Raw genomic sequence first — 21,722 nt, 5'->3', positions numbered from 1 at the left:
GGACGTGGATCCGGTTAGAACACGTTGACCTGGTCGACCGCGCCAGCGGCATGCACGGTGCCGTCAGCCGGCGCGACGGTCTCGGCCAGCCACTCGGGCTCGGCCTGCGCTGCAAGCGGATCCTGCGGCAGCACGCGATGGCGCAGCACCAGCTGCGCCAGCCGCATGCGGCGCACCGAGCCGATAGCCCGGCCTCCCAGGCCATCGCCACCGCGCTGGTGACGTGGTACAGCGCCGAAGCCGCCTGGCGCGCCAGCAGTTCGCCGTCGGCGCCGGCCTCAGCGGCTTGCGCGGCCAGCTTCGCCGCTGCGGCGATGGCGCCTTCGAACACGGCACGCGCCGCCGCATGCATCGGCGTATCGGCCAGCAGGCCGGCCAGGTGTGCCTGCAGCACCGGCAGCGCGCCTTCACGGCGGACCGCGCGCAGCACGTCAAGCGCGACGATATTGCTGGTGCCTTCCCAGATCGAGCCGAGATGGGCATCGCGCACCAGGCGCGGATCGCTCCATTCCTCGATATAGCCGCAGCCGCCGCGGATCTCCATGGCGTCGCCGGTGACCTTGCGCGCGTCGCGGCAGGCGCGGAACTTGATCAGCGGCGTCAGGATGCGCATCAGCGGGTAGGCGTCGGCCTCGCCGGCATCGGCGCGGCGCAGTGCTTCGGCGGTCTGGAACACCATGGTGCGCGCCTGCTCGGTGGGCAGGGTCAGCTTGAGCAGCTGGCGGCGCATCAGCGGCATGTCCTGCAGGCGCTTGCCGAAGGCCTGGCGCTCGCGCGCGATGAACAGGCCCTCGGTCAGCGCGCGGCGCATCAGGCCGGCGGCGCGCACGCCGTTGGACAGGCGCGAGTTATTGATCATGTCAGCCATCTGCACGAAGCCGCGGCCGGGTTCGCCGACCAGCCAGGCATGCGCGCCTTCCAGCCGGATCTCGCCGCTGGCCATCGAGCGCGTGCCCAGCTTGTCCTTCAGGCGGATGATGCGGTAGTGGTTGTCGCTGCCATCGGCCAGCTTGCGCGGCAGCAGGAACAGCGACACGCCCTTGTGGCCCGGCACGGCGTTGCCGGCCTCATCCTCCACGCGGGCCAGCACCATCGCCAGCGTGGCATCGGGGTTGGAGCAGAACCACTTGTCGCCCTGCAGGCGCCAGCCGCCCTCGGCCGAAGCGTCGCGCACCGCGCGGGTGGCGGTGGCGGCGACGTCGGAGCCGGCACCCTGCTCGGTCATGAACATCGCGCCCTGGTAGAGATCGTCAAAGACCTGGGTGGTCAGGTTGGGCAGGAAGCGCTCGACCAGCGCCGGGTCGCCGAACTTGCGCAGCGTGCGCGTCAGCGAATCGGTCATCGACAGCGGGCAGCACAGGCCGAACTCAGCTTGCACAAACAGATATGTGAGTGCGTACTTAGCTGCTGGCGGCATGGGCTTGTCCCAGCCCAGCACGCCGCCGCGGTGCGACGCCGCCGCGAGGCCGAATTCGGCAAAGGCCACGCGCTCCATCTCCACATAGGCCGGATGCTTGTCGATGCGCTGCGCATCGACGCCCGCGCGGGTGCGGTAGGTGAGTTCGGGGGGATGGCGGTCGGCCACGCCGGCCAGTTCGTCGAGCACGCCGCCGGCCAGCGCACCCATGCGCTCCAGGTGCGGCAGCAGGTGGTTGAACAGGTCCGGCGGCAGGTAGAGCGGCAGCAGCGCGCGCAGGTCCGGGTCGGCGGCAAACAGGCTGCCGCCCTGGCGGTCGGGTACCGGGTGGGCAGCGGCCGGTGCGGTGGAGTGGGCTTGAAGTGTGGTGTCGCGCACGGCGCTGGACGGCATGGCTGGTCTCCTGGAATTGGCTGGTGCCGGCTTGCGGCCCCTTTGGCCTCCATTATTGGAACCCCAAAGATTCGCGTCTAATTCTAAAATTGGCTTGATCCATATAATTTCTGTATCGCCATGGAATTCCGCCACCTGCGTTACTTCCTCGTGCTGGCCGAGGAACTGCACTTCGGCCGGGCCGCGCGCCGGCTTGCCATTTCCCAGCCGCCGCTGTCGCTCAATATCCAGCAGCTGGAGGCCTCGGTCGGGGCCCGGCTGTTCGACCGCGACAGCCGCGGGGTGCGGCTGACCGCGGCCGGGCGGGCCTTCCGCGAATCGGCCATGGCGCTGCTGGCGCAGGCCGAGGCGGCGCGGGTGCTGGCACGCGAGATCGAAGCGGGCGCAGTCGGGCGGCTGCGGGTGGGCTTTGTCGGCTCGATGCTGTATCGCGGGCTGCCGCAGACGCTGCGCGGGTTCCAGGCGGCCTATCCCGGCATTCAGGTGGCGCTGACCGAGCTCAACTCACAGGAGCAGATCGACGCGCTGCTGCACGACGAGCTCGACGCCGCCTTTATCCACACCGGCCGCGTGCCGGACACGCTGCAGGCGACGCTGGTGCACAGCGAACCCTTTGTCTGCTGCCTGCCGGCCGACCATGCGCTGGCCGCGCTCCCGGAGTTGCCGCTGGCGGCATTGCGCGGCGAGCCGTTCGTGCTGTTCTCGCGCAAGGCCTCGCCGGACTACTACAGCCGCATCTTCGACATGTGCGCGGCGCAGGGCTTCTATCCGCAGATCCGGCATGAAGTCCGGCACTGGCTGTCGGTGGTGTCGCTGGTGTCGCAGGGGATGGGCGTGGCGGTGGTGCCCGCGGCGCTGGCGCGCTCCGGCATGGCCGGAGCCGCGTTCCGGCCGCTGGCAGACGCGGCGGTGCGCTCGGAGGTCTACTGCGCGTGGAAGACGGCGCCGGACCATCCGGCGCGCGATCACTTTGTCGGCATGGTGCGGGAGATGACAGCCGCCGCGCAGGGCAGCCACAAAGAAAAAGCCACCGGCCGATAGACCGATGGCTTGTGAAGTACGCGTGGAACGGGGTGTTCAGCGTGCTTGGAGCTTAACCCTGCCCGCTTACGGCATCCAATAACGCAAATGTAGTAATTGATCGGCGCTGCATGAAGCTGGTTGCATTCGGCTTCGCAAAGCCGAACTGCGCTGCATCGGGTTGAATTCATGCGCGGCGTTCTACACTTCAGCCGGGCCGCCCGCGGCCCCGCTCGCGCGGGGATGACGGTAGGCGAAAGAAACGTTACCTGGGCAGCATTACCCGCCCGCGCACCCCCCGTCACCCCCATCCCGAGCGGTTATCATTTGCCTCCTGCGGCGCAATGACGCGGCAGCAGGCCGGCGTGCCCCGCCCTTTGAGGGGGCAACGTCATGCCTAATTTGCGATACAATGAAAACGATTTTCATTTACATACCCCGGCGTGGTCGCGCTGGCCGCTTGGCGGCAGACCGCGCCACGGACTGGAAGCATGATGCGGTTGTCTGAACTTCCACGGCGCACGCCCGCCGTTGTGCAATCGGTGGACGACGCCACCCCGGGAGACCCGGTCGCGCGCCGCCTGCGCGAACTGGGCTTCGTCCCCGGTGAAGCCGTGCAGATCATCGCCTACGGCCCCTTCGGCATGGACCCGCTGGTGGCGCAGGTAGGCTTCACCCGCTTTGCGCTGCGCCGCTCGGAAGCGTCGCGCATCGGCGTAGAGGTCGCCAGCGCCTCGGTCACCAGCATCGCCCCCGCCACGCAGGGCGGCGACCAGACCGCCAAACCGTCCGCAAAACGGACTGCCTGAGCCTTCCCCCGGATTATGTCTGCAGCTCCTTCCACTTCTGCCCTGCGCATTGCGCTGGTCGGCAATCCCAATTGCGGCAAGACCGCACTGTTCAACCGCCTGACCGGCAGCCGCCAGAAGGTGGCCAACTATGCGGGCGTGACCGTCGAGCGCAAGGAAGGCTACTTCGTGTCGCCGGCGGGGCGCCAGGTGCGCATCCTGGATCTGCCGGGCGCCTACAGCCTGCACGCGGCCAGCCTCGATGAAGCCATCACGCGCGATGTCTGCCTGGGCATGCGCGCCGGCGAGCAGCGCCCGGACCTGCTGGTGTCGGTGGTCGATGCGACCAACCTGCGCCTGCACCTGCGCTTCGTGCTGGAACTGCGCCGCCTGGGCCTGCCCATGGTGGTGGTGCTCAATATGAGCGACGCCGCCGCGCGGCGCGGCATCCGGATCGACCGCGACAAGCTATCGGCCGCGCTCGGCGTACCGGTGGTCAGCACCGTGGCGGTGAAGCACGACGGTGCCGCGGCGCTGGTCAGCCTGCTCGACGACACCCTGCCGCCGGCCCCGCCGGCCACGCCGGAACCCGCCAACGACATTGACGTGCATGCCGAGGTCAACCGCCTGCTGGCGGCCGCGGTGAGCATGCCGGCGCGCACCGCCGCGCTGGATGACCGCCTCGACCGCATCGTGCTGCATCCGGTGATCGGCCTGCTGCTGCTGGCGGTGCTGCTGTTCCTGATGTTCCAGGCCGTGTTCTCCTGGGCCCAGCCATTGATGGACGGCATCGAGGGCGGCGTGCACTGGGCCGGCGAGATGCTGGGTGCCCACCTGCCCGACGGCATGCTCAAGAGCCTGCTGGTCGACGGCCTGATCGCTGGCCTGGGCAGCGTAGTGGTGTTCCTGCCGCAGATCCTGATCCTGTTTCTGTTCATCCTGACGCTGGAGGAATCCGGCTACCTGCCGCGCGCGGCCTTCCTGCTGGACCGCCTGATGATGGGCGCGGGGCTGTCGGGGCGCTCGTTCATCCCGCTGCTGTCCAGCTTTGCCTGCGCCATCCCCGGCATCATGGCCACCCGCACCATCCAGGATCCGCGCGACCGGCTCACCACCATCCTGGTGGCGCCGCTGATGACCTGCTCGGCACGGCTGCCGGTGTATGCGCTGCTGATCGGCGCCTTCATCCCCGAACGCACCGTGATGGGCCTGTTCAACCTGCAGGGGCTGGTGCTGTTCGCGCTGTACGTGGCGGGCATCGTCAGCGCGCTGGTGGTGGCCTACGCGCTCAAGTTCTTCCGCCGCGACCGCACCGACCATCCGCTGCTGATGGAGCTGCCGTCGTACCGCATCCCCAATCCGCGCGACGTGGCCATCGGCCTGTGGGAGCGTGCCCGCATCTTCCTGTCGCGGGTGGGCAAGGTGATCCTGGCGCTGACGGTGCTGCTGTGGTTCCTGTCGACCTTCCCGTCCGCGCCCGTGGGCGCGACCGCGCCGGCCATCGACTACAGCTTTGCCGGCATGATCGGCCATGCGCTGCAGAAGGTGTTCGCACCGGTGGGCTTCAACTGGCAGATCTGCATCGCGCTCGTGCCGGGCCTGGCCGCGCGCGAGGTGGCCGTGGGCGCGCTGGCAACCGTCTATGCGCTGTCGGGCAGCGAAGAGGCCGTGGCCACGCAGCTGGCGCCGATGATCTCCGCGCAATGGTCGCTGGCCACCGCGCTGTCGCTGCTGGCCTGGTACGTGTTCGCACCGCAGTGCATCTCCACGCTGGCAGTGATCCGGCGCGAGACCGACTCGTGGAAGGTAATGGCGCTGTCGGCGGCCTACCTGACCGGGCTGGCTTACCTGGCGGCCTTCGTGACCTACCGCGTCGCGCTGATGTTCAGCTGAGGCACCACGCCGCCATGTCCCTCTACCACGCCATCGAAACGCTGCTGGTCCCGCTGATCGTGCTGGCGTGCGCGGTGCAGGTGATCGCGCGCTACGCGCCGCGCACGCGCGAGCGCGTCAAGGCGGCACTCGCCGCGCGCCTGGGCGGCAGCGCCGCCGCCGGCTGGCGCGCCCGGCTGGCGCGCTGGCTGGCCCCGCAGGCCGCCGCGGGCTGTGCCAGCGGCTGCGACGACGGCGGCTGCAATACCTGCGGATCCAACACCGCCAACACCACCTCCGGCGCGCAGGGCCAGACTGCCGAACAGGTGGTTCGCTTCGTGCGCAAGCGCTGAGCGGCGCGCTTTCCCCCTCTACATATCCACGCAGAAACGGGTACGCCCGCTGCTTCCGCCCGGCGCGGAAGCAGCGGTTTGCGCTCGCCTGTTGACGGCCTGGCGGAGAGAGAACCCGCCTGGAAAGGCTTGCGCCGTGGGCACGCAGAAACGGGTACGCTTTGCGCACTGGCTGGCCTGGCACGCATCTCGGGCACGTCCCGCAAAGGCAGGCCCAGCCTTGTCCGGACGCCTTTGTCGGCAGGCCCCGGCAGCGCCTGGAACGCTCGGCGCCAGTCACGCAGAAACGGGTACGCTTTGACGGCTTCCCTCCCGACGGCCGCTGGTGTGCCCCAAAACGAAACGCCCTCCGGATGGAGGGCGTTTCGTCAGGCGCGGGAACCTGCTGCTTACTTGACCGTACCGTAGAAGACCAGCTTCAGCGGCGTATTGTCGGCGGCCGCAGTGCAGGTCGCGGTAATGGTGAAGTCGCCAGCCGCGGTGCCGGCGGCGCGCACCTGGTTCGGCAGCATGACCATGCTTGGGCTCAGTGTCACCGGACCGGTCTTGTCCCAAGCCCAGTTGTTGCACGCGGTGTACTGCGCGTCATCACCCAGGTGCTTCATGCGTGCGGTCACCTCGACCGTCGTCGGCGGCATCAGCAGCAGCGTCATTGGATCCTGGTTGTCGCCAACCAGCGCCCAGACCGGGTTCTCGGTCACCGTCAGCGTGGCGCTGCGGCGCTCGCCCAGCCTGGTGCTGACTGCGGTCACCGTCAGGCTGCTCTGGACCGGGCCCTTGTCGCTGGCCAGGCTGGTGCTCACCGTGGCGTCATGCGTACCCGCCGCTTCCGATGCGGACAGCGTGGCCGAGGTCGCATTGTAGGTCCAGGCGCCGTCGAAGTCCGCGGTCACGTCCTGGCCATCGTGGCGCAGCACACGCGAGGTGAAGGTTTCCGGACGGTTGCTGAAGACCTGCAGCGCATTCACCTCGCGGCCGCCCTTGGTCGTCACCACGCGATAGGCGGCAGCGCCGTTCTTCTGCACCGTCACCGCGATCACCCCGGCAATGGCATGCCCGTCCGGCGCGGTCACCGACACCGAGACACTGGCCGTGGCCACGGCGGTGGGTGAGCTGTTGCTCGCCTTCAGCGTGGCGCTGTTCTGGCTGGCCGTGACCTGGACCGCGGTGCCGCTGCTGGACCATGCCCAGCTGTTGACGCTGGCGGACACATCGGCGCCATTGCTGTCGACCAGCGATACCCTGACCGGCAGCGTCTGCCCGTCGCTCATCGACAGGCTGCTGTTCGGGATCGACAGGCTGTAGCTCAGCGCCGAGGCCGGCACCACGGTGATGGTGGCGGATTGCGCGGGCAGCTGCACCGTGGTGTTGTCGGCGCCCTTGACGCTCGCCACCACCTGGACGGTGGTCGTCCCGGTTGCAATGCCCTTGACCACGGCGCTGCCCGGCGTGGTGGCACTCGGCTCCACGGTGGCAATGCCGCTGTCGGTACTGGTCCAGTTGAAGGTGGTGTTGCCGGACACGTCGATGCCGTTGCTGTCCACCGCCAGCGCGCTGATGGTGATCGTGCGGCCGACGCCGACCTCGCCGGAGGTCACGCTCATCTTCACCGTATAGGTCAGCGGCGTGGTGCCGCCTGCGTTTGGCGTGGTGGGCGTGCCCGAACCGCCGCCGCCACCGCCGCACGCTGCCAGCAGCAAGGTCATGGCAGCGCCTGCCAGCCAGGATGCCCACGTTCTCAGTCTCATGATGTTCCCCCCAGTCGTGTGTTTTTTCCCGCGCTACCAGCCTAGGCACAAAGGTGCCAGCGCAATACCGGCCAGAGGACTGAGGTGCGGCGCACAGAGCATGCGCGTGGTTCATCCTTTCAGCGCAGCGGCACCGCCATTCGGGCGAGGCAAATAAGACCGGCAGGGTTTCGCCCGCAAGCCGGACCCAGCCGTTTGGCGCAACCCGCGCATGGCAGTCCCCCGATCGGGCCACGCCCGCACCCGGCGCGCTCCCACGCTTGACCGGGGCCAGCCTTGTCGACTAACCTTTGCAGGCCATCCGGCGCCTGCCGGATGCGCACCAACCACGAGCGGCTCCCCGCCCTCCTCCTCCAGGCACGATGAACCGTTACACCAGCACACTCAGCCAGGCTGCCGATGCGTCCCGCATCGCTGCCCGCGCTCGCGTGTTGGCTGCCCAGGCATCGGGCCGCGCCCTGCGCGCTTCCTCGCCACTGCTAAGCCTATCGATCGGTTGCCGGGCCTAGTGCCCCGTGGCAGTTCGGCAGCCTTTCGCCACCCTTTTCCCGTTTTTCTTTTTTTTGCTTCCCTTAGCGAGGAAGGAGACCCCGTATGCTCAGCAATCCCGCCACCAAGTACCAGCCCGCCGCTACCGTCGACATCCCTGACCGCACTTGGCCCGGCCGCACCATCACGCGCGCACCGCGCTGGATGAGCACCGACCTGCGCGACGGCAACCAGGCCCTGATCGAGCCGATGAACCCGGCGCGCAAGCTGCGCTTCTTCGAGCAACTGGTGAAGATCGGCCTGAAGGAAATCGAAGTCGCATTCCCCGCCGCCTCGCAGACCGATTTCGACTTCGTGCGCATGCTGATCGAAGAGCAGCGCATCCCCGACGACGTCAACATCGTGGTGCTGACGCAATCGCGCGAAGACCTGATCCGCCGCACCGTCCAGTCCGTGCGCGGCGCAGCGCGGGCCACGGTGCACCTGTACAACCCGATCGCACCGGCCTGGCGGCGCATTGTCTTCAATGCCTCGCGTGAAGAGATCAAGGAAGTCGCGGTCTCGGGCACGCGCCTGATCAAGGCGCTGACCGATGCCATGCCCGGGACGGCATGGACCTATGAGTATTCACCCGAGACTTTCAGCCTGGCCGAGCTCGACTTCTCGCTGGAAGTCAGCGACGCCGTCTCTGCCGCCTGGCAGGCCGGCCCGGGCCGGCCGATGATCCTGAACCTGCCGACCACAGTCGAATGCAGCACGCCCAACGTGTTCGCCGACCAGATCGAATGGATGCACCGCCGCCTGGCACGGCGCGAACACATCGCGCTGTCAGTGCACCCGCACAACGACCGTGGCACCGCGGTGGCCGCCGCGGAACTGGCGCTGATGGCAGGCGCGGACCGCGTCGAAGGCTGCCTGTTCGGCAACGGCGAGCGCACCGGCAATGTCGACCTGGTGACGCTGGCGCTCAACCTCTATACGCAGGGCGTGGCGCCCGGACTGGACTTCTCCGATATCGACGCGGTGCGCCAGTGCGTGGAGCACTGCAACCAGCTGCCGGTGCATCCGCGCCACCCGTATGTGGGCGACCTGGTGTTCACCGCGTTCTCGGGCTCGCACCAGGATGCGATCCGCAAGGGCTTTGCGCAGCAGCAGCCGGACAGCATCTGGGAAGTGCCCTACCTGCCGATCGACCCGGCCGATCTCGGCCGCAGCTATGACGCAGTGATCCGCGTCAACAGCCAGTCCGGCAAGGGCGGCATGGCCTACCTGCTGGAGCAGGTGCATGGCATCTACATGCCGCGCCGCCTGCAGATCGAATTCAGCCGCGCAGTGCAGGCCATGACCGACGACACCGGGCTTGAGGCAAGTGCCGATGATCTTTATGGTTTGTTCCAACGCGAGTACCTCGCGCAGCAGACACCGCTGCGCTATGTATCGCACCAGCTGGTGTCTGACAGCGGCGGCGCCACGGAGATCGAAGTGCAGATGGTGCGCGACGGCAAGCAGCGCAGCGTGCGCGGCACCGGCAACGGGCCCATCGATGCCTTCGTCAATGCGCTGGACTTGCCGGTACGCGTGATGGACTACCACGAGCATGCAATGACCGCCGGCGCCGATGCGCGCGCGGCCTGCTATGTGGAAGTGCGCGTGGGCGATTCGCCGACAGGGTTCGGCGCCGGCATCGACGCCAATCTGGTCACGGCCTCGCTGCGCGCGGTGATCTCGGGCGTGAACCGGCACCTGCAGGCCGGCTTTGGCGTGGCGCAAGCCTCGCAGTCAGCAGAGGCCGCCGAGGCCTGACACCGCAAGCCGCCGCAAGAAAACCGGTGTGCCCCGCCCCCACGGGGCACACCCGGAAAGACGCCCTTGCGGACGCCCACGACATGCTCGGTGCCGATCCGCACACGCTGCTGGCGTGCTCGGATCTTTCGCACAGCGTAAGGGGCAGCATCGCACCGCGCCACGAATAATTCCGCATGTGTTTAGAAGCGTCGGCGCAACTGGGCACCGTGGCGCCTTCCTCGCTGTAGCGCCTGCGCGACCCAGCCAGCCCCGTTCCCCGCTACTTGTTTTGGGTCAAAGCCCAGCCCGGCCTGCTCGGCCAAACTGGATCCGGATTTGATACCAGACCAAGCAGAACCTCATGAAAACAATCTCTCTTCGCACCCGGGTCACCTGTTCCGCCATCGCCGCCTGCGCCATGCTGGGCGCCTTTGCCACCCCTGCCGCCGCCGCGGACGATGCCCAGGGCAACTGGATGGTGCGCCTGCGCGGCACCTATCTCGACATGGCCAAGAGCTCCGACCCCGTCGGCGGCGTCGGCCCGTCGGACCGCATTACGGTCAACAACAAGTGGATTCCCGAGTTCGACGTCACCTACTTCTTCACGCCGAACATCGCCGCCGAACTGGTGCTGACCGTGCCGCAGAAGCAGAACGTCTACCTGGACGGCAACAAGGTCGGCACCTTCAAGCATCTGCCGCCGACGCTGCTGGTGCAGTACCACTTCATTCCCAACGGCACCTTCCGCCCGTATATCGGCGCGGGCCTGAACTTCACCCGCATCTGGGGCGAGAACATTGCCAACAACGCGCTGCAGCTCGATAGCTGGAGCGTCGGTCCCGCGCTGCAGATCGGCATGGACTACAAGCTGACCAAGAACTGGTTCCTGAACGCCGACATCAAGAAGATCTGGCTGTCGAGCGATGTGAAGGCCGGCGATGTCAAGGTGTCCAAGGTGAACCTGGATCCGTGGCTGTTCAGCATGGGTGTGGGGTATCGCTTCTGATCCTGCAGTGCCATGCAAAAGGCCGGCGCCAATCAGGCGCCGGCCTTTTGCTTTTCCGGATGAGCGAGGATGCGGACCTACCGGAACGCCGGCTCATCAAAGCTGCGCAGCTTGCGCGAATGCAGCTGCTCCACCCCGTTCTCACGCAGGATGCGGATCGCCTCCAGCCCGATGGTCATATGCTGGCTGACGCGCTGGCGATAGAAGGCGTTAGCCATGCCGCGCAGCTTGAGCTCGCCATGCAGCGGCTTGTCCGACACGCATAGCAACGTGCCATAGGGCACGCGCAGCCGGAAGCCGTTGGCAGCCACCGCCGCGCTTTCCATATCGATGGCAATCGCGCGCGACTGGTTGAAGCGCGCATACAGCGACTTGGACTTCAGTTCCCAGTTGCGGTCATCGGTCGAGACCACCGTGCCGGTACGCATGCGGGTCTTCATCTCGTTGCCGGACAGCCCGGTCACGCGCGCCACGGCCTCCTGCAGGGCCACCTGGATCTCGGCGATCGGCGGCACCGGCACCCACGGCGGCAGGTCATGGTCGAGCACGTGGTCGTCGCGCACATAGGCGTGCGCCAGCACGTAGTCGCCCAGCTGCTGCGAGCGGCGCAGGCCGCCGCAGTGGCCCACCATCAGCCAGCAATGCGGGCGCAGCACGGCTAGGTGGTCGGTCATGGTCTTGGCGTTGGACGGGCCCACGCCGATATTGACCAGCGTCACCCCCAGCTTGTCTTCGCGCACCAGGTGATAGGCCGGCATCTGCGGCAGCGCGCGCGGGCGTGAGGCGTCGTCGGGTTCCGCGCCGCCCAGTTCCTGCATCACGTCGCCGGGCTCGACAAAGCGGGTGTAGCCGCCGCCGTCGCTGCTGGCCATCAGGCCCCGGCCCAGCTCGACAAACTCGTCGACATAGCGCTGGTAGTTGGTGAACAGCACGAAGCGCTGGAAATGCTGCGGTGCCGTGCCGGTGTAGTGGTACAGCCGCTGCAGGGCCAGGTCCACGCGCTCGGCCGGGAACAGCGACAGCGGCCAGGCCTCGCCCGGGATCGGCTCATAGGTGCCGTTGGCGATGCCGTCGTCGATGCGGCTCAGCTCGGGCAGCACGAACGATGCCTCCAGCTCGCGCGCCTGGGTGTAGCTGATGTCGGTGGTCGAAGCCTCGATCACGAACGGCAGCGGGATCGGGCGCCGGCTCAGCCCTACCACCACCGGCACGCGGTGATAGCGCATCAGCCGCTCGATCTGGTCGCGGTAGTAGTCCGCCAGCAGGTCGGGGCGGGTCACGGTGGTGCCATACACCCCCGGGTAGGCCACGGTGCCCCATGACGGCCGACTGTCGGTGACCATGGTCTCGATGTTGACCGAGATGCCCAGGTACGGATAGCACGCATGCGCGGCCGAGGGCAGCGGCTTGCCGCTGGCGAAGGCGTCGAAGCGCGCGCGCACGGCGCCCACCGAAGCTTCGTAGATGTCGCGGATGCGCGCGATCGCCGCATCCGCGTCGGTGAACTCGGCAAGCTGGTCGGCCGGATGTGCGGAGGAAAAGACGGGGGCGTTCATGGAGGCCATGATACCGCGCCGGCGCGCTGGCGTGAGCAGCACCCGACCCCGCCGGAAGCCAAATTGACGCGCCCGCGCCCGCTCGCTACACTCCGCCAATTGCGCGGCACGGGTTCCCGTGCTGTTCTCGACTCGCGGCGCCCCTCGTGGCAAGGGGCGGCGAGGGGCCGTACACGCTTTACTGGGAGAGCCGCCGATGGAAATCCGTAACCTGTTGCCCGACGACATCGAGGCAGCCAGACAACTACTGATCGCCAACGGCTGGGCCCACCGGGTGGGCGGCCCGGAGAAATTCGCACGGCTGGTGGCCAACTCCCAACGCGTGGTCGTGGCGGTGGAGCACGGCGAGATCGTCGGTTTTGCCCGCGCGCTGTGCGACGACGTCTGCGACGGCTTCCTGTCGATGGTTGCCGTCGCGCCCAGCCACCGCCGGCGCGGCATCGGCCGCGCCCTGGTGCGGCACATCGTGGGCAACGACCCCGACATCACCTGGATGCTGCGCGCGGCGCGTTCCTCCGAAGCCGCATTCTTCGGCCAGCTCGGCTTCACGCCGTCGATGGTGGCAATGGAGCGGCGCCGGCCCTGATCCGCCAGCACCCCCGGGCGCAGCGTCAGCGTGCGCCCATCTTGCGCCGGAACTCCTCGGCCGTACCCACCTGCCGGAACAGCGGCCCGCCCGGTGCGAAGCGATCCGCGCTGGCCAGCGGCCCCACCACCACCGGTTCAAATCCCGCATCGCGCACCAGTTGCGCGGCCACGTCGAGCGCGGCCTTGTCGTCGCCGGCGATGGGCACCGCCACCAGGCCGCCCGCCCGGTGATGCTCGCTGGCAAACTGCGCCGCCCCCATGAAGTTGAAGGCCCGCACCACGCGCGCGCCGCGCAGGTAGCGCGCGGTGGTGATGCCGATGCCGTCACGCCTGGCCTCCTCGGTGATCGGGCCGTCGCGGTGCTCGTAGGCGTTGGTGGCATCAAGCACGATCTTGCCCCGCCAGGCCTCGGCATGGTCGCGGCTGAGCTGCGGCAGCGCGCCGTAGGGCGTGGCCAGGAACAGCACGTTAGAGAACGCAATGGCTTCGGCCACGGTGCCGGCGCGCGCCAGCGTACCCAATTCTTCGACCAGCGGCTTGAGTGCCTCCGGGTGCCGCGACGAGAACAGGACCGGGTGTCCGGCCTTGACCCACAGCCCGCCCACGGTGCCGCCGATGCGGCCCGAGCCGATCACGCCGATGCGCTGCGCGGCAGCCTCGCGGCCGGCCGCCGGGCCAGGCTGGGCGCACGCGGCGCGTGGCAGGGGCGCGGCCAGCACCAGGGCCGCGGCGCCGGCGCCAAGCCAGCGGCGGCGGGCAGGATCGAAGCGGGATGCCCTGGCGTTCATCGCAAATCCTCCGCAGTGGACACGACCATCCGTCCCGTACGTCATACGGGCCGCTGGGATGACTCTAGGCGAAAAAGCGACGGCCCGGCGTGGTCGGCTAGCGGTCGTTGCGGATCGGCCCGAATTCCGCCGGCACCCACGCATATCCGGCCACATCGCGGCGCACATGGCCAAGGCCCGGGAAGGGCATATGCGCGCCCCCCACCCACAGCCGGCCCTTGGCGGCATCGGCCAGGATGCGCTGGCGCGTGATCACGGCCTGGTGGCTGTCCACGTCAAACTCGATCGCCACCTGCGGGCGGCGGAACTGCACCGCATGGCTGTGCACGATGTCGCCCCACAGCAGCAGGCTGTCCTTGCCCGAGGTGAACAGGTAGCCACTGTGGCCCGGAGTATGGCCATTGGCCGGCACCGCGCGCACACCGGGAACGGGCTCGACACCGGCGCCGCCGCTGAAGGGGCGGAAGCGCTGCGCCGCCTGGTACGGCGCGACCGCGGCGCGCGCCATGGCGAACAGGCCCTGCGCCTCCTTCGGCGCGGCGGCGGCATTGGCTTCGCTGAGCCAGTAGTCGGCATCGGCCTTGTCGACATAGACGGTTGCGTTCGGGAACGCCGCCTTGCCGTCCGTGGCCAGGCCGCAGGCGTGGTCGCCGTGCAGGTGGGTCAGCAGCACGGTGTCGATCTGTTCCGGCGCGTAGCCCGCCGCGCGCAGGTTTTCGCCGATGCGCCCGAGGGTGGGCCCGAAGCAGGCTGCCGCGCCCGTATCGACCAGCACCAGGTGGCTGCCGGTATGGATCAGGTAGGCGTTGACCGCGGTCTGCATGCCCGGCGTCGATTCGACGAACATCCGCGCCAGCAGGCTCTGCACCTCGCGCGCGCTGGTGTACTTGAGGATCTTCGGGTCCAGGTCGATGTAGCCGTCATAGAGCGCCGTGACCTCGAGCTGGCCGACCATCATGCGGTAGTAGCCCGGCACCTGGGTCTTCTGCTGGGCCGGCGGCGTGGTGGTCTGCGCAGTGGCAATGGCGGGAAGCACGGCGGCCCCGATGGTGACGGCGATGGCGGCACGCAATACGGCCTGGCGCAGCACCGGGCGACGGCCCGGACGTAAGGTTGCATGGCACACCACGGACTGCTGCTTCATATCCTGTTCCTGTTCTGGTTGGTGTTGTCGAGGAGTAGGCCGGAGCGGCAAGGCCGCGCTGCCAGGCATATCTTAGCCGGCCCTTGTCCATCAAGGCCGCAAGCACCAAAGCGTACCTACTTCTGCGTAAAAAACGGGGCCGTTTGGCCCCGTTTTCCATGCATGGGAGCTTGCGCTGCCCTGCGTTCACTCTGGCTGGATATTCGCCGCCTTGATGATGCGCCCCCACTTGCCGGACTCCTGCAACTGGAACTTCGCCAGCTCCGCGGGCGTGCTGGTGAACACCTCCGTGCCGGTCGACTTGTAGAAACCGGCCGCGGTATCGCCGCGCGCGGCCTTGACCATCATCGCATTGAGCTTCGCCACCACCGGCTGCGGCGTGCCGGCGGGCGCATAGGCCGCGAACCAGTAGCTCATCTCATAGCCCTTGACGCCGGCTTCGTCGATGGTCGGCACGTCCGGCGCCAGCGGCGAGCGCGTCTTGCCCGACACCCCCAGCGCGCGCAGCTTGCCGCTCTTGACCTGCGGCAGGCCGGTGGCCGTGTCGGTGATCATCATCTGGATCTGGTTGCCGAGCAGGTCGGTGATGGCCAGCGGGTTGCTCTTGTACGGCACGTGCAGCAACTCCACATGCGCCATCTGCTGGAACAGCTCGCCGGCAATGCGCGACGACGAGCTGCCGCTGCCGAAGCTGAGCTTGCCCGGCTGCTGTTTTGCCAGCGCGATGAACTCGCCCACGGTCTTGGCCGGCACCTGCGGGTTGACCACCATGATCTGGCCGCCGCGGCCCAGCGTGGTGATCGGCGCGTAGTCCTTGACCGGGTCGTAGGGCAGCTTCTTGAACAGGTGCTCGTTGGCCGCATGCGTGGTGTTGGTGCTGATCAGCACGGTGTAGCCGTCCGGCGCGGCCTTGGCCACGTCCGATGCGGCGATGAAGCCGTTGGCGCCCGGCTTGTTGTCGACCACCACGGTGGTCTTGCTGTCCACGGTGATGGCCTGGCCGATGGCGCGCGCCAGCTGGTCGGTGGCGCTGCCGGCCGCGAACGGCACCACGAAGCGGATCGGCTTGTCCGGGAACTCGGCCCAGGCCAGCCCCGCGGGCAGGATCAGCGCCAGCGCGGCAACGGCCAGTGGCTTGAGAAATGGGTACATCGTGGTCTCCTGTAGAACTTGTTGTCGGTGTGAAGCGATGGATCAGTGGCTATCCGCGGCGCCGGACGCGAGCCGCGGCGGCACAGGGATCTCAAGCTGCAGCAGTCGGAACGACAGTGCCTTGCCGTGCGTGTCGAGGTTGAGCGCGTCGTTGACGCCGCCATCGAGCACGCCGTCGAGGACGAAGTTCATCGCCTGCAGCGATGGCACCAGGTAGCGCGTGACGGACGTGGGCCGGCGCTCGCGGAACAGCGCGCGCACGGCGTCTTCGGTCACGTGCGTGACCAGGTGGTCGTAGTTGCGCGCGTCGTAGGCGATCACGCTGATGTTGGAACGGTTGCCCTTGTCGCCGGTGCGGCCGTGGGCGAACTGGTAGAGCGCAGCAGTGTCAGTCATGGTCGGACCTCCTCAGGCGATGAAACTATGCGTGGCCGTCACGGCCTCGCGCGGCACCAGGCACGACACGGCATTCAGGCGCGCGCGCTGCGCGGTGCGCACGCCGCCGCCGCCGGCCGGGCCGCAGGTATAGAGCGCATTGACCTCGCGCTGCAGGGCCTGCGCCACCGCCAGGTCGTCGTGCGCCAGCGCAGCGCGCAGGCGCACGTCCTGCGCCGCTTGCTCATGCGGCTGGCGCTGGGCGAACATCGCGCCGCCATCGTCGGCCAGCACGCTGAGCACGCCGATCAGGTCGAAGCGGATGGGCGCGTCATGGCCCAGCAGCTGCATGCGCCGGCACAGGATGTCGGCGGCCAGCCGCGCGCGGGCGGCGGCATTGGGGCCGGCGTACGAGATCTCGCCCTCGGCCAGCCAGCCGCCGTGGCTGAACACATTGGCCTTGAGCTGCGCCGGACGGGGATGGCCGCGCACATTGCGCACCGCCACCCGGTCCGGACCCAGCTGCGCCACGGTGACGGCGCCTATGTCGGCCACCACGTCCGGCGTCAGGTAGGCGGCCGGGTCGTGGACCTCATACAGCAGCTGCTCCTTGACCGTGCGCAGGTCCACGCAGCCGCCGGTATTGGCGGCCTTGAAGATCTCGATGCCGCCGTCGGCATCGAGCTGCGCGATCGGGAAGCCCAGTGCATGCACATCGGGTACGTCCTTCATGCCGGGATCGGCAAAGTAGCCGCCGGTGACCTGCGCCCCGCATTCCAGCAGGTGGCCGGCCATGGTGGCGGCGGCCAGGCGGTCCCAGTCATCCCATGACCAGCCGAAGTGCGCCATCGCCGGCCCCACGGCCAGCGCCGGATCGGCCACCCGCCCGCACACCACCACCTGGGCATCGGCAGCGATCGCCTCGGCGATGCCTTGCGCGCCGATATAGGCATTGGCGCAGACGAAGCGATCGGCCTCAAAGGCATCGCCAAGAATGCCGTGCAAGCGCGCGCGCCCCGCATCGTCGGACAGGTCATCGCCCTCAACGACTGCAACGCGCGGCGCGGGCAGGCCCAGTTCCTGCGCCAGCTGCAGCACGCGCCGCGCCGCAGCGCGCGGGTTGGCGGCTCCGAAATTGCCGACGATGGGAATGCGGTGTTGCAGGCACAGGCCCAGCACCGGCACCAGCAGCGCATCGAGCAGCGGCTCGTAGCCCTGCGCGGGATCGTTGCGCCGCGCCAGCTGCGCCAGCGCCAGCGTGCGTTCGGCCAGGGTCTCGAAGATCAGCGCGGCCGGCTGGCCGCAGGCAATCAGCGTGCGCACCACCGGCAGCGCGGCATCGGTGCGGTCGCCGGAGAAGCCGGCGCCGGAGCCGATCAGCAAGGGAGCAGTCATGGTGGGGGCAGGTTGTTGGTGGACTCGATCCCATTCTAGAGCGGGGACGTCCAGCCAAAAAACGGATTATTTGGATTAATCTATCGACTTGCTGGATAAATCCGCCAGGGCCCCATGAACCTCTCGGTCAAGCACCTGCGCGCCTTCGTGGCGCTGGCCACCTACCGCAATTTCACGCGCGCGGCGCGTGCCTGCCACCTGTCGCAGTCGGCCTTCAGCGCGCTGGTGCAGACGCTGGAGGAACAGGCCGGCAGCCGGCTGTTCGAACGCACCACGCGGCACGTGGAGCTGAGCAGCGACGGCGTGCGCTTCGAGCAGACCGCGCGCCGGCTGCTGGCCGATTTCGAAACCGCGTTCGAGGACCTGCGCGCGCACGCCGAGCGGCGCAAGGGGCGCGTGTCGATCGCGGCGCTGCCATCGCTGGCCGCCGGCGACTTGCCGCCGCTGCTGGCGCAGTTCCGCGCGCTGTATCCGGGCATCGCGCTGGAACTGTTCGACCAGCTCGCCGACGGCTGCATCGAACTGGTCCGCCAGGGCCGCGCCGACTTTGCGCTGGCCCCGGCGCCGGCCCAGGACGACGACCTGCGCGTGGAGCCACTGGTGCGCGACACCTTCCACCTGGTGTGCCCGGCGGACCACCCACTGGCACGCAAGCGCCGCATCACGCCGGAGATGCTGGCGGGCCTGCCGTTTATCCAGCTGTCGCGCACGACCAGCGTGCGCCAGCACTTGGACGCCGCGCTGCATCCGTTGCGCCTGACCAGCGTGATGGAGGTGGAGCACCTGGCGACGGTGGCGGCGCTGGTGCAGGCGGGGCTGGGCGTGAGCGCCGTGCCGTCACTGGCGCTGTTTCAGTTCCGGCGCGAGGGGCTGGCGATCCGGCCGCTGCAGCTGCCGTCGCTGGTGCGCGATATTTGCCTGGTGCGGCTCAAGGACCGCGGCGACTCGGCCGCGGCAGCCGCGATGATCGACTGCCTGCAGGCGTTCTACCGCGGCGGCAAGCCGCCCGCGCGGCGCTGAAAACCCGGCAAAAGCGGCACGCAGAATTGGGTACGCTTTGCTGCCGGCGGCGCCCTCAGAAGTGCCCGAGATAGCCGCCGTCGACGGCCAGCACCTGCCCGGTGACATAGGATGCGGCCGGCGACGCCAGGAATACCACCGCCCCCGCCACTTCCTCTGGCTGGCCCCAGCGGCCCAGCGAGGTGCGCTGGCGCAGCCACTCGGCCACGCCCTCGTCCTCGACCATGGCCTGGTTGGGCTCGGTGGCGAAGTAGCCCGGGGCGATCGCGTTGACGGTGACGCCGTGCCGCCCCAGGTCGGCCGCCATGGCGCGCGTGAGCGCGTCCAGGGCGCCCTTGGTGGCAGGGTAGAGCACGTCGCCGGCGCGCGCGACCTGGCCCGCGATCGAGCTCACATTGACGATGCGCCCGTAGTCGCCGCGGCGCATGCGCTGCGCGGCGAGCCGGCACAGCGTGTAGGGCGCCACCAGGTTAGTCTCGAGCATGGCGCGCAGGTCGCCGGCATCGAGCTGTGCCATGGTGCTGCGGTTGCGCGCGCCGGCGTTGTTGACGAGGATGTCGAGCCGGCCATGGGCGGCGTCGATGCGGTCGAACGCGGCCGCCACGGCGGCTTCATCGGTGATATCGAGCACCAGCGCCTCGGCGCTGCCGCCGCGCGCGGCCAGCGCCGCGACGGCCGCTTGCACGCGCTGCGCATTGCGCGCCACCACCAGCACATGGGCACCGGCATCGGCCAGCCCGGCGGCAATCGCCAGGCCCAGGCCCTGCGCGCCGCCGGTCACCAGCGCCACGCGGCCGTGCAGCGAGAACGGGGTACGGGAATCGGGGGAGGGGGTAGGAGTAGCCATGCGGGGGACTATACCGCAGCCCCCTGCCTGCGGGATTCAGCGGATCAGCTTGCCGGTGGACGAGACGATCGACATTTCCACGAACGACGAGCCGGTATGGCGCTCGGCGCTGTAGCTGATCAGGATGCCGCCAAGGTCGTAGTCGCGCATGCCTTCCAGCGCCGTGACCAGGCGCTCGCGCGTCAGGTCGGGGCCGGCGCGGCGCAGCCCTTCGACCAGCACCTTGGCCGACATGAAACCCTCCATGCCGGCGTTCGACGGCTCCACGCCCTGCTGCTTGGCCAGGCTGCGGTATTCGCTGGCCAGCGTCATCTGGCTGGAGTTGGTGCCCGGCACCACCTGCGTGATGATCAGCCCGCGCGCATCGGCGCCCAGTTCACGGATAAAGGAATCGGCCGCGTTGTTGGACAGCGTGACGAACTGTGCCTCGCTGCCGGCGCGGCGCAGCTCGCGGATGATGCGCGCCGCCTCCGAGCCCGAGCCGATCACCAATACCGCCTGCGGGTTGGCCTTGTTCATGGCGGCCACGCTCTGGGTGATATCGCCCATGGGCCGGGCAAAGCTTGCCGTCGCCGCCGGCTGCACGCCGCGCGCCTGCAGCGCGGCACTGTAGCCTTCCAGCACGTCCCGGCCAAAGCCGTCGTTGGCGTAGAAGATGCCGATGCGGCTCATGCCCGATGTGGCCAGGTGGTTGATCGCACGCGCCACCTCGTCCTGGTACTTGGCGCGCACGTTGAACACGTAGCGGTTCACCGGCCGGTGCAGCGTGATGGCGCCGGTCAGCGGCGCCACCAGCGGCACCTTCTGCGCGGCGATGATGGGCAGGATGCTTTCGTTCTGCGGCGTGCCGCGCACCATGAAGAGCGCGAACACCTTGTCCTCGTCGATCAGCTTGCGCACATTGTCGGGCGTGCGCTTGGCATCGAAGCCGTCATCGTGGGTCACCAGCTCGATGCGCCGCCCGGCCACGCCGCCGCTGGCGTTGATGGTGCGCAGGTACACCTGCGCGCCGGCGATCTGCTCCTTGACCGAACCGGCCACCGGACCGGTGATGCCGGCCGACTGGCCGATGCGGATGGTATTGCGGGTCACGCCCGTTTCCGCCAGGGCCGTCTGCGCGGCCCATCCCAGCGTGGCGGCCAGCATGCCGCACGCGATCCATTTCGCTTTCATTGTCTCGACCCCCTGCGCCTGTCCGGCTGACTTCATCGTTTTATTGCGGCACGGCATGCACGGCCGTGTGCCGTCACGCAAGTTACCGCATGCGTCTCATGGGGGCAAACCGGGAAAGATCGGAGTGTTGCAGCAGCATCACACCGGAACCGCGCAGGCAGTTCCGGTGTGAGCCGGGGCGCGCGAAAGGATGCGCGTCAGGGCGCGCCACAAGGGCGCGCGGAAAGAGATGCGACAGCGCTGAACAACAACCAGCGGCGATAAGCCGATGGCTCAGGGGAAAGCCGGTACAGCCGGGTCCAACCCCGCAAAGCTGGCTTCCGGATGCGCGTTCGCGAGCAGGGTTTCGATTTCCTCGACACGGCTGCGCGGAACGTCGACCATCAGCAGGATCTTGCCGGCCTCGATGTCCTTCTCGAATGCACGCAGCCGGCTGTTGGGTGCCGAGCTGCCAATCATGCTCGAGGCCCATGCGCCAAATACCGCGCCCAGCACCGCCAGCACGCCGACGAGGCCCCACTGCGGGGTGTCGCTGACAATCGGGAACATCGCCACCACCACGCCGGCCACGACGCCCACGCCGCCGCCCACCATCAGGCCCATCTCGGCGGCATGCACGATGTCGGAGGTCTGGAACAGGTTGGCTTCATGCAGGCCCGTCATGTCGGAGCCGTCGCGCGCCACGAAGTGGATGTGGCTGTTCTCGAGGCGGGCAAGTAGCAGGTCGTCCATGGTGCGACGGGCACTCGCCAGGTCGGGCAACAACCAGAAGATGCGTTTGCGCATGTCTCTCTCCTTTTTCAGGCCGCACCA

At 68.5% G+C, this 21,722-nt stretch carries 18 protein-coding genes and 1 pseudogene; 8 read left to right on the top strand and 11 right to left on the bottom strand.

The genetic code is table 11. The features are described from left to right. Positions 1–14 precede the first annotated feature (14 nt). Positions 15–1,810 (bottom strand): annotated as a pseudogene (locus CNE_RS18470) (acyl-CoA dehydrogenase family protein). Positions 1,811–1,930: 120 nt separating this feature from the next. Here CNE_RS18470 and CNE_RS18465 point away from each other — a divergent pair. From CNE_RS18465 to CNE_RS18450, 4 genes are all read left to right on the top strand, one after another. Then, positions 1,931–2,851, top strand: coding sequence for a LysR substrate-binding domain-containing protein (locus tag CNE_RS18465; RefSeq protein ID WP_013951793.1), 921 nt, complete (start codon positions 1,931–1,933; stop codon positions 2,849–2,851). Positions 2,852–3,324: 473 nt separating this feature from the next. After that, positions 3,325–3,639: a FeoA family protein gene (locus CNE_RS18460; RefSeq protein ID WP_041228503.1), complete on the top strand. Its 315-nt coding sequence runs from the start codon at positions 3,325–3,327 to the stop codon at positions 3,637–3,639. Positions 3,640–3,654: 15 nt separating this feature from the next. After that, positions 3,655–5,511, top strand: a complete 1,857-nt coding sequence (gene feoB / locus CNE_RS18455) for a ferrous iron transport protein B (RefSeq protein ID WP_013951791.1) — start codon at positions 3,655–3,657, stop codon at positions 5,509–5,511. Positions 5,512–5,525: 14 nt separating this feature from the next. Then, positions 5,526–5,843, top strand: a complete 318-nt coding sequence (locus tag CNE_RS18450) for a DUF6587 family protein (RefSeq protein ID WP_013951790.1) — start codon at positions 5,526–5,528, stop codon at positions 5,841–5,843. A gap of 389 nt (positions 5,844–6,232) precedes the next feature. Here the strand turns inward: CNE_RS18450 and CNE_RS18445 are convergent, their stop codons facing one another. Beyond that, positions 6,233–7,591: a hypothetical protein gene (locus tag CNE_RS18445; protein ID WP_063712347.1), complete on the bottom strand. Its 1,359-nt coding sequence runs from the start codon at positions 7,589–7,591 to the stop codon at positions 6,233–6,235. 594 nt (positions 7,592–8,185) lie between these two features. Here CNE_RS18445 and leuA point away from each other — a divergent pair. After that, complete coding sequence (gene leuA, locus CNE_RS18440) at positions 8,186–9,883, top strand: 2-isopropylmalate synthase (RefSeq protein ID WP_013951788.1); 1,698 nt, start codon at positions 8,186–8,188, stop codon at positions 9,881–9,883. Positions 9,884–10,226: 343 nt separating this feature from the next. Then, positions 10,227–10,871, top strand: a complete 645-nt coding sequence (locus CNE_RS18435) for an OmpW/AlkL family protein (RefSeq protein ID WP_013951787.1) — start codon at positions 10,227–10,229, stop codon at positions 10,869–10,871. A 77-nt stretch (positions 10,872–10,948) separates the two neighbouring features. On the opposite strand, the gene CNE_RS18430 is transcribed toward CNE_RS18435, so the two are convergent. Further along, entirely contained in the window at positions 10,949–12,436 is a 1,488-nt protein-coding gene (locus tag CNE_RS18430; RefSeq protein ID WP_011616336.1) for an AMP nucleosidase, read from the bottom strand. Between the two features lie 187 nt (positions 12,437–12,623). Here CNE_RS18430 and CNE_RS18425 point away from each other — a divergent pair, with 187 nt between their 5' ends. Further along, positions 12,624–13,013, top strand: a complete 390-nt coding sequence (locus CNE_RS18425) for a GNAT family N-acetyltransferase (RefSeq protein ID WP_010814084.1) — start codon at positions 12,624–12,626, stop codon at positions 13,011–13,013. A gap of 25 nt (positions 13,014–13,038) precedes the next feature. Here CNE_RS18425 and CNE_RS18420 read toward each other — a convergent pair whose 3' ends face one another. The 5 genes from CNE_RS18420 to CNE_RS18400 all read right to left on the bottom strand — a co-directional run bounded on the left by CNE_RS18420 (position 13,039) and on the right by CNE_RS18400 (position 17,869). Continuing rightward, entirely contained in the window at positions 13,039–13,803 is a 765-nt protein-coding gene (locus CNE_RS18420) for an NADPH-dependent F420 reductase (protein WP_013951786.1), read from the bottom strand. A 97-nt stretch (positions 13,804–13,900) separates the two neighbouring features. Beyond that, positions 13,901–14,947 carry an MBL fold metallo-hydrolase gene (locus CNE_RS18415; RefSeq protein WP_041228502.1) on the bottom strand — a complete coding sequence of 349 codons (1,047 nt, stop codon included), beginning with the start codon at positions 14,945–14,947 and terminating at the stop codon, positions 13,901–13,903. Between the two features lie 186 nt (positions 14,948–15,133). Then, positions 15,134–16,099: a Bug family tripartite tricarboxylate transporter substrate binding protein gene (locus tag CNE_RS18410; RefSeq protein ID WP_013951784.1), complete on the bottom strand. Its 966-nt coding sequence runs from the start codon at positions 16,097–16,099 to the stop codon at positions 15,134–15,136. A 42-nt stretch (positions 16,100–16,141) separates the two neighbouring features. Further along, positions 16,142–16,495: an AtuA-related protein gene (locus CNE_RS18405; RefSeq protein ID WP_013951783.1), complete on the bottom strand. Its 354-nt coding sequence runs from the start codon at positions 16,493–16,495 to the stop codon at positions 16,142–16,144. A gap of 12 nt (positions 16,496–16,507) precedes the next feature. Further along, a complete protein-coding gene (locus CNE_RS18400; RefSeq protein WP_013951782.1) occupies positions 16,508–17,869 on the bottom strand; it encodes an acyclic terpene utilization AtuA family protein in 1,362 nt (453 codons plus the stop codon). Positions 17,870–17,983: 114 nt separating this feature from the next. Between CNE_RS18400 and CNE_RS18395 the strand changes: the two genes are divergently transcribed. After that, on the top strand, positions 17,984–18,889 hold the full coding sequence (locus CNE_RS18395) for a LysR family transcriptional regulator (protein WP_013951781.1): 906 nt from the start codon (positions 17,984–17,986) through the stop codon (positions 18,887–18,889). Positions 18,890–18,944: 55 nt separating this feature from the next. On the opposite strand, the gene CNE_RS18390 is transcribed toward CNE_RS18395, so the two are convergent. The 3 genes from CNE_RS18390 to CNE_RS18380 all read right to left on the bottom strand — a co-directional run bounded on the left by CNE_RS18390 (position 18,945) and on the right by CNE_RS18380 (position 21,695). Beyond that, the gene (locus tag CNE_RS18390; RefSeq protein ID WP_013951780.1) at positions 18,945–19,736 is read right to left on the bottom strand and encodes an SDR family oxidoreductase; all 792 of its coding nucleotides are present in this window, start codon (positions 19,734–19,736) and stop codon (positions 18,945–18,947) included. A gap of 36 nt (positions 19,737–19,772) precedes the next feature. Then, positions 19,773–20,909, bottom strand: a complete 1,137-nt coding sequence (locus tag CNE_RS18385) for an ABC transporter substrate-binding protein (RefSeq protein ID WP_013951779.1) — start codon at positions 20,907–20,909, stop codon at positions 19,773–19,775. Positions 20,910–21,182: 273 nt separating this feature from the next. Further along, positions 21,183–21,695, bottom strand: a complete 513-nt coding sequence (locus tag CNE_RS18380; RefSeq protein ID WP_013951778.1) for a hypothetical protein — start codon at positions 21,693–21,695, stop codon at positions 21,183–21,185. Positions 21,696–21,722: the final 27 nt, after the last annotated feature.

The sequence above is a fragment of the Cupriavidus necator N-1 genome (assembly GCF_000219215.1).
GTDB lineage: Bacteria > Pseudomonadota > Gammaproteobacteria > Burkholderiales > Burkholderiaceae > Cupriavidus > Cupriavidus necator.
The sequence above is the reverse complement of the archived record's forward strand: the minus strand, read 5'-3'. Positions and strand labels throughout refer to the sequence as shown.

Excerpts from the sequence above, each read along its gene's own strand:
- CNE_RS18445 (WP_063712347.1), bottom strand. The coding sequence starts at position 7,591 with ATGAGACTGAGAACGTGGGCATCCTGGCTGGCAGGCGCTGCCATGACC.
- CNE_RS18390 (WP_013951780.1), bottom strand. The coding sequence starts at position 19,736 with ATGGCTACTCCTACCCCCTCCCCCGATTCCCGTACCCCGTTCTCGCTG.
- CNE_RS18425 (WP_010814084.1), top strand. The coding sequence starts at position 12,624 with ATGGAAATCCGTAACCTGTTGCCCGACGACATCGAGGCAGCCAGACAA.
- CNE_RS18435 (WP_013951787.1), top strand. The coding sequence starts at position 10,227 with ATGAAAACAATCTCTCTTCGCACCCGGGTCACCTGTTCCGCCATCGCC.
- CNE_RS18410 (WP_013951784.1), bottom strand. The coding sequence starts at position 16,099 with ATGTACCCATTTCTCAAGCCACTGGCCGTTGCCGCGCTGGCGCTGATC.
- CNE_RS18380 (WP_013951778.1), bottom strand. The coding sequence starts at position 21,695 with ATGCGCAAACGCATCTTCTGGTTGTTGCCCGACCTGGCGAGTGCCCGT.
- CNE_RS18430 (WP_011616336.1), bottom strand. The coding sequence starts at position 12,436 with ATGGCCTCCATGAACGCCCCCGTCTTTTCCTCCGCACATCCGGCCGAC.
- CNE_RS18405 (WP_013951783.1), bottom strand. The coding sequence starts at position 16,495 with ATGACTGACACTGCTGCGCTCTACCAGTTCGCCCACGGCCGCACCGGC.
- CNE_RS18460 (WP_041228503.1), top strand. The coding sequence starts at position 3,325 with ATGCGGTTGTCTGAACTTCCACGGCGCACGCCCGCCGTTGTGCAATCG.
- leuA (WP_013951788.1), top strand. The coding sequence starts at position 8,186 with ATGCTCAGCAATCCCGCCACCAAGTACCAGCCCGCCGCTACCGTCGAC.
- CNE_RS18415 (WP_041228502.1), bottom strand. The coding sequence starts at position 14,947 with ATGAAGCAGCAGTCCGTGGTGTGCCATGCAACCTTACGTCCGGGCCGT.
- CNE_RS18395 (WP_013951781.1), top strand. The coding sequence starts at position 17,984 with ATGAACCTCTCGGTCAAGCACCTGCGCGCCTTCGTGGCGCTGGCCACC.
- CNE_RS18385 (WP_013951779.1), bottom strand. The coding sequence starts at position 20,909 with ATGAAAGCGAAATGGATCGCGTGCGGCATGCTGGCCGCCACGCTGGGA.
- feoB (WP_013951791.1), top strand. The coding sequence starts at position 3,655 with ATGTCTGCAGCTCCTTCCACTTCTGCCCTGCGCATTGCGCTGGTCGGC.
- CNE_RS18400 (WP_013951782.1), bottom strand. The coding sequence starts at position 17,869 with ATGACTGCTCCCTTGCTGATCGGCTCCGGCGCCGGCTTCTCCGGCGAC.
- CNE_RS18465 (WP_013951793.1), top strand. The coding sequence starts at position 1,931 with ATGGAATTCCGCCACCTGCGTTACTTCCTCGTGCTGGCCGAGGAACTG.
- CNE_RS18450 (WP_013951790.1), top strand. The coding sequence starts at position 5,526 with ATGTCCCTCTACCACGCCATCGAAACGCTGCTGGTCCCGCTGATCGTG.
- CNE_RS18420 (WP_013951786.1), bottom strand. The coding sequence starts at position 13,803 with ATGAACGCCAGGGCATCCCGCTTCGATCCTGCCCGCCGCCGCTGGCTT.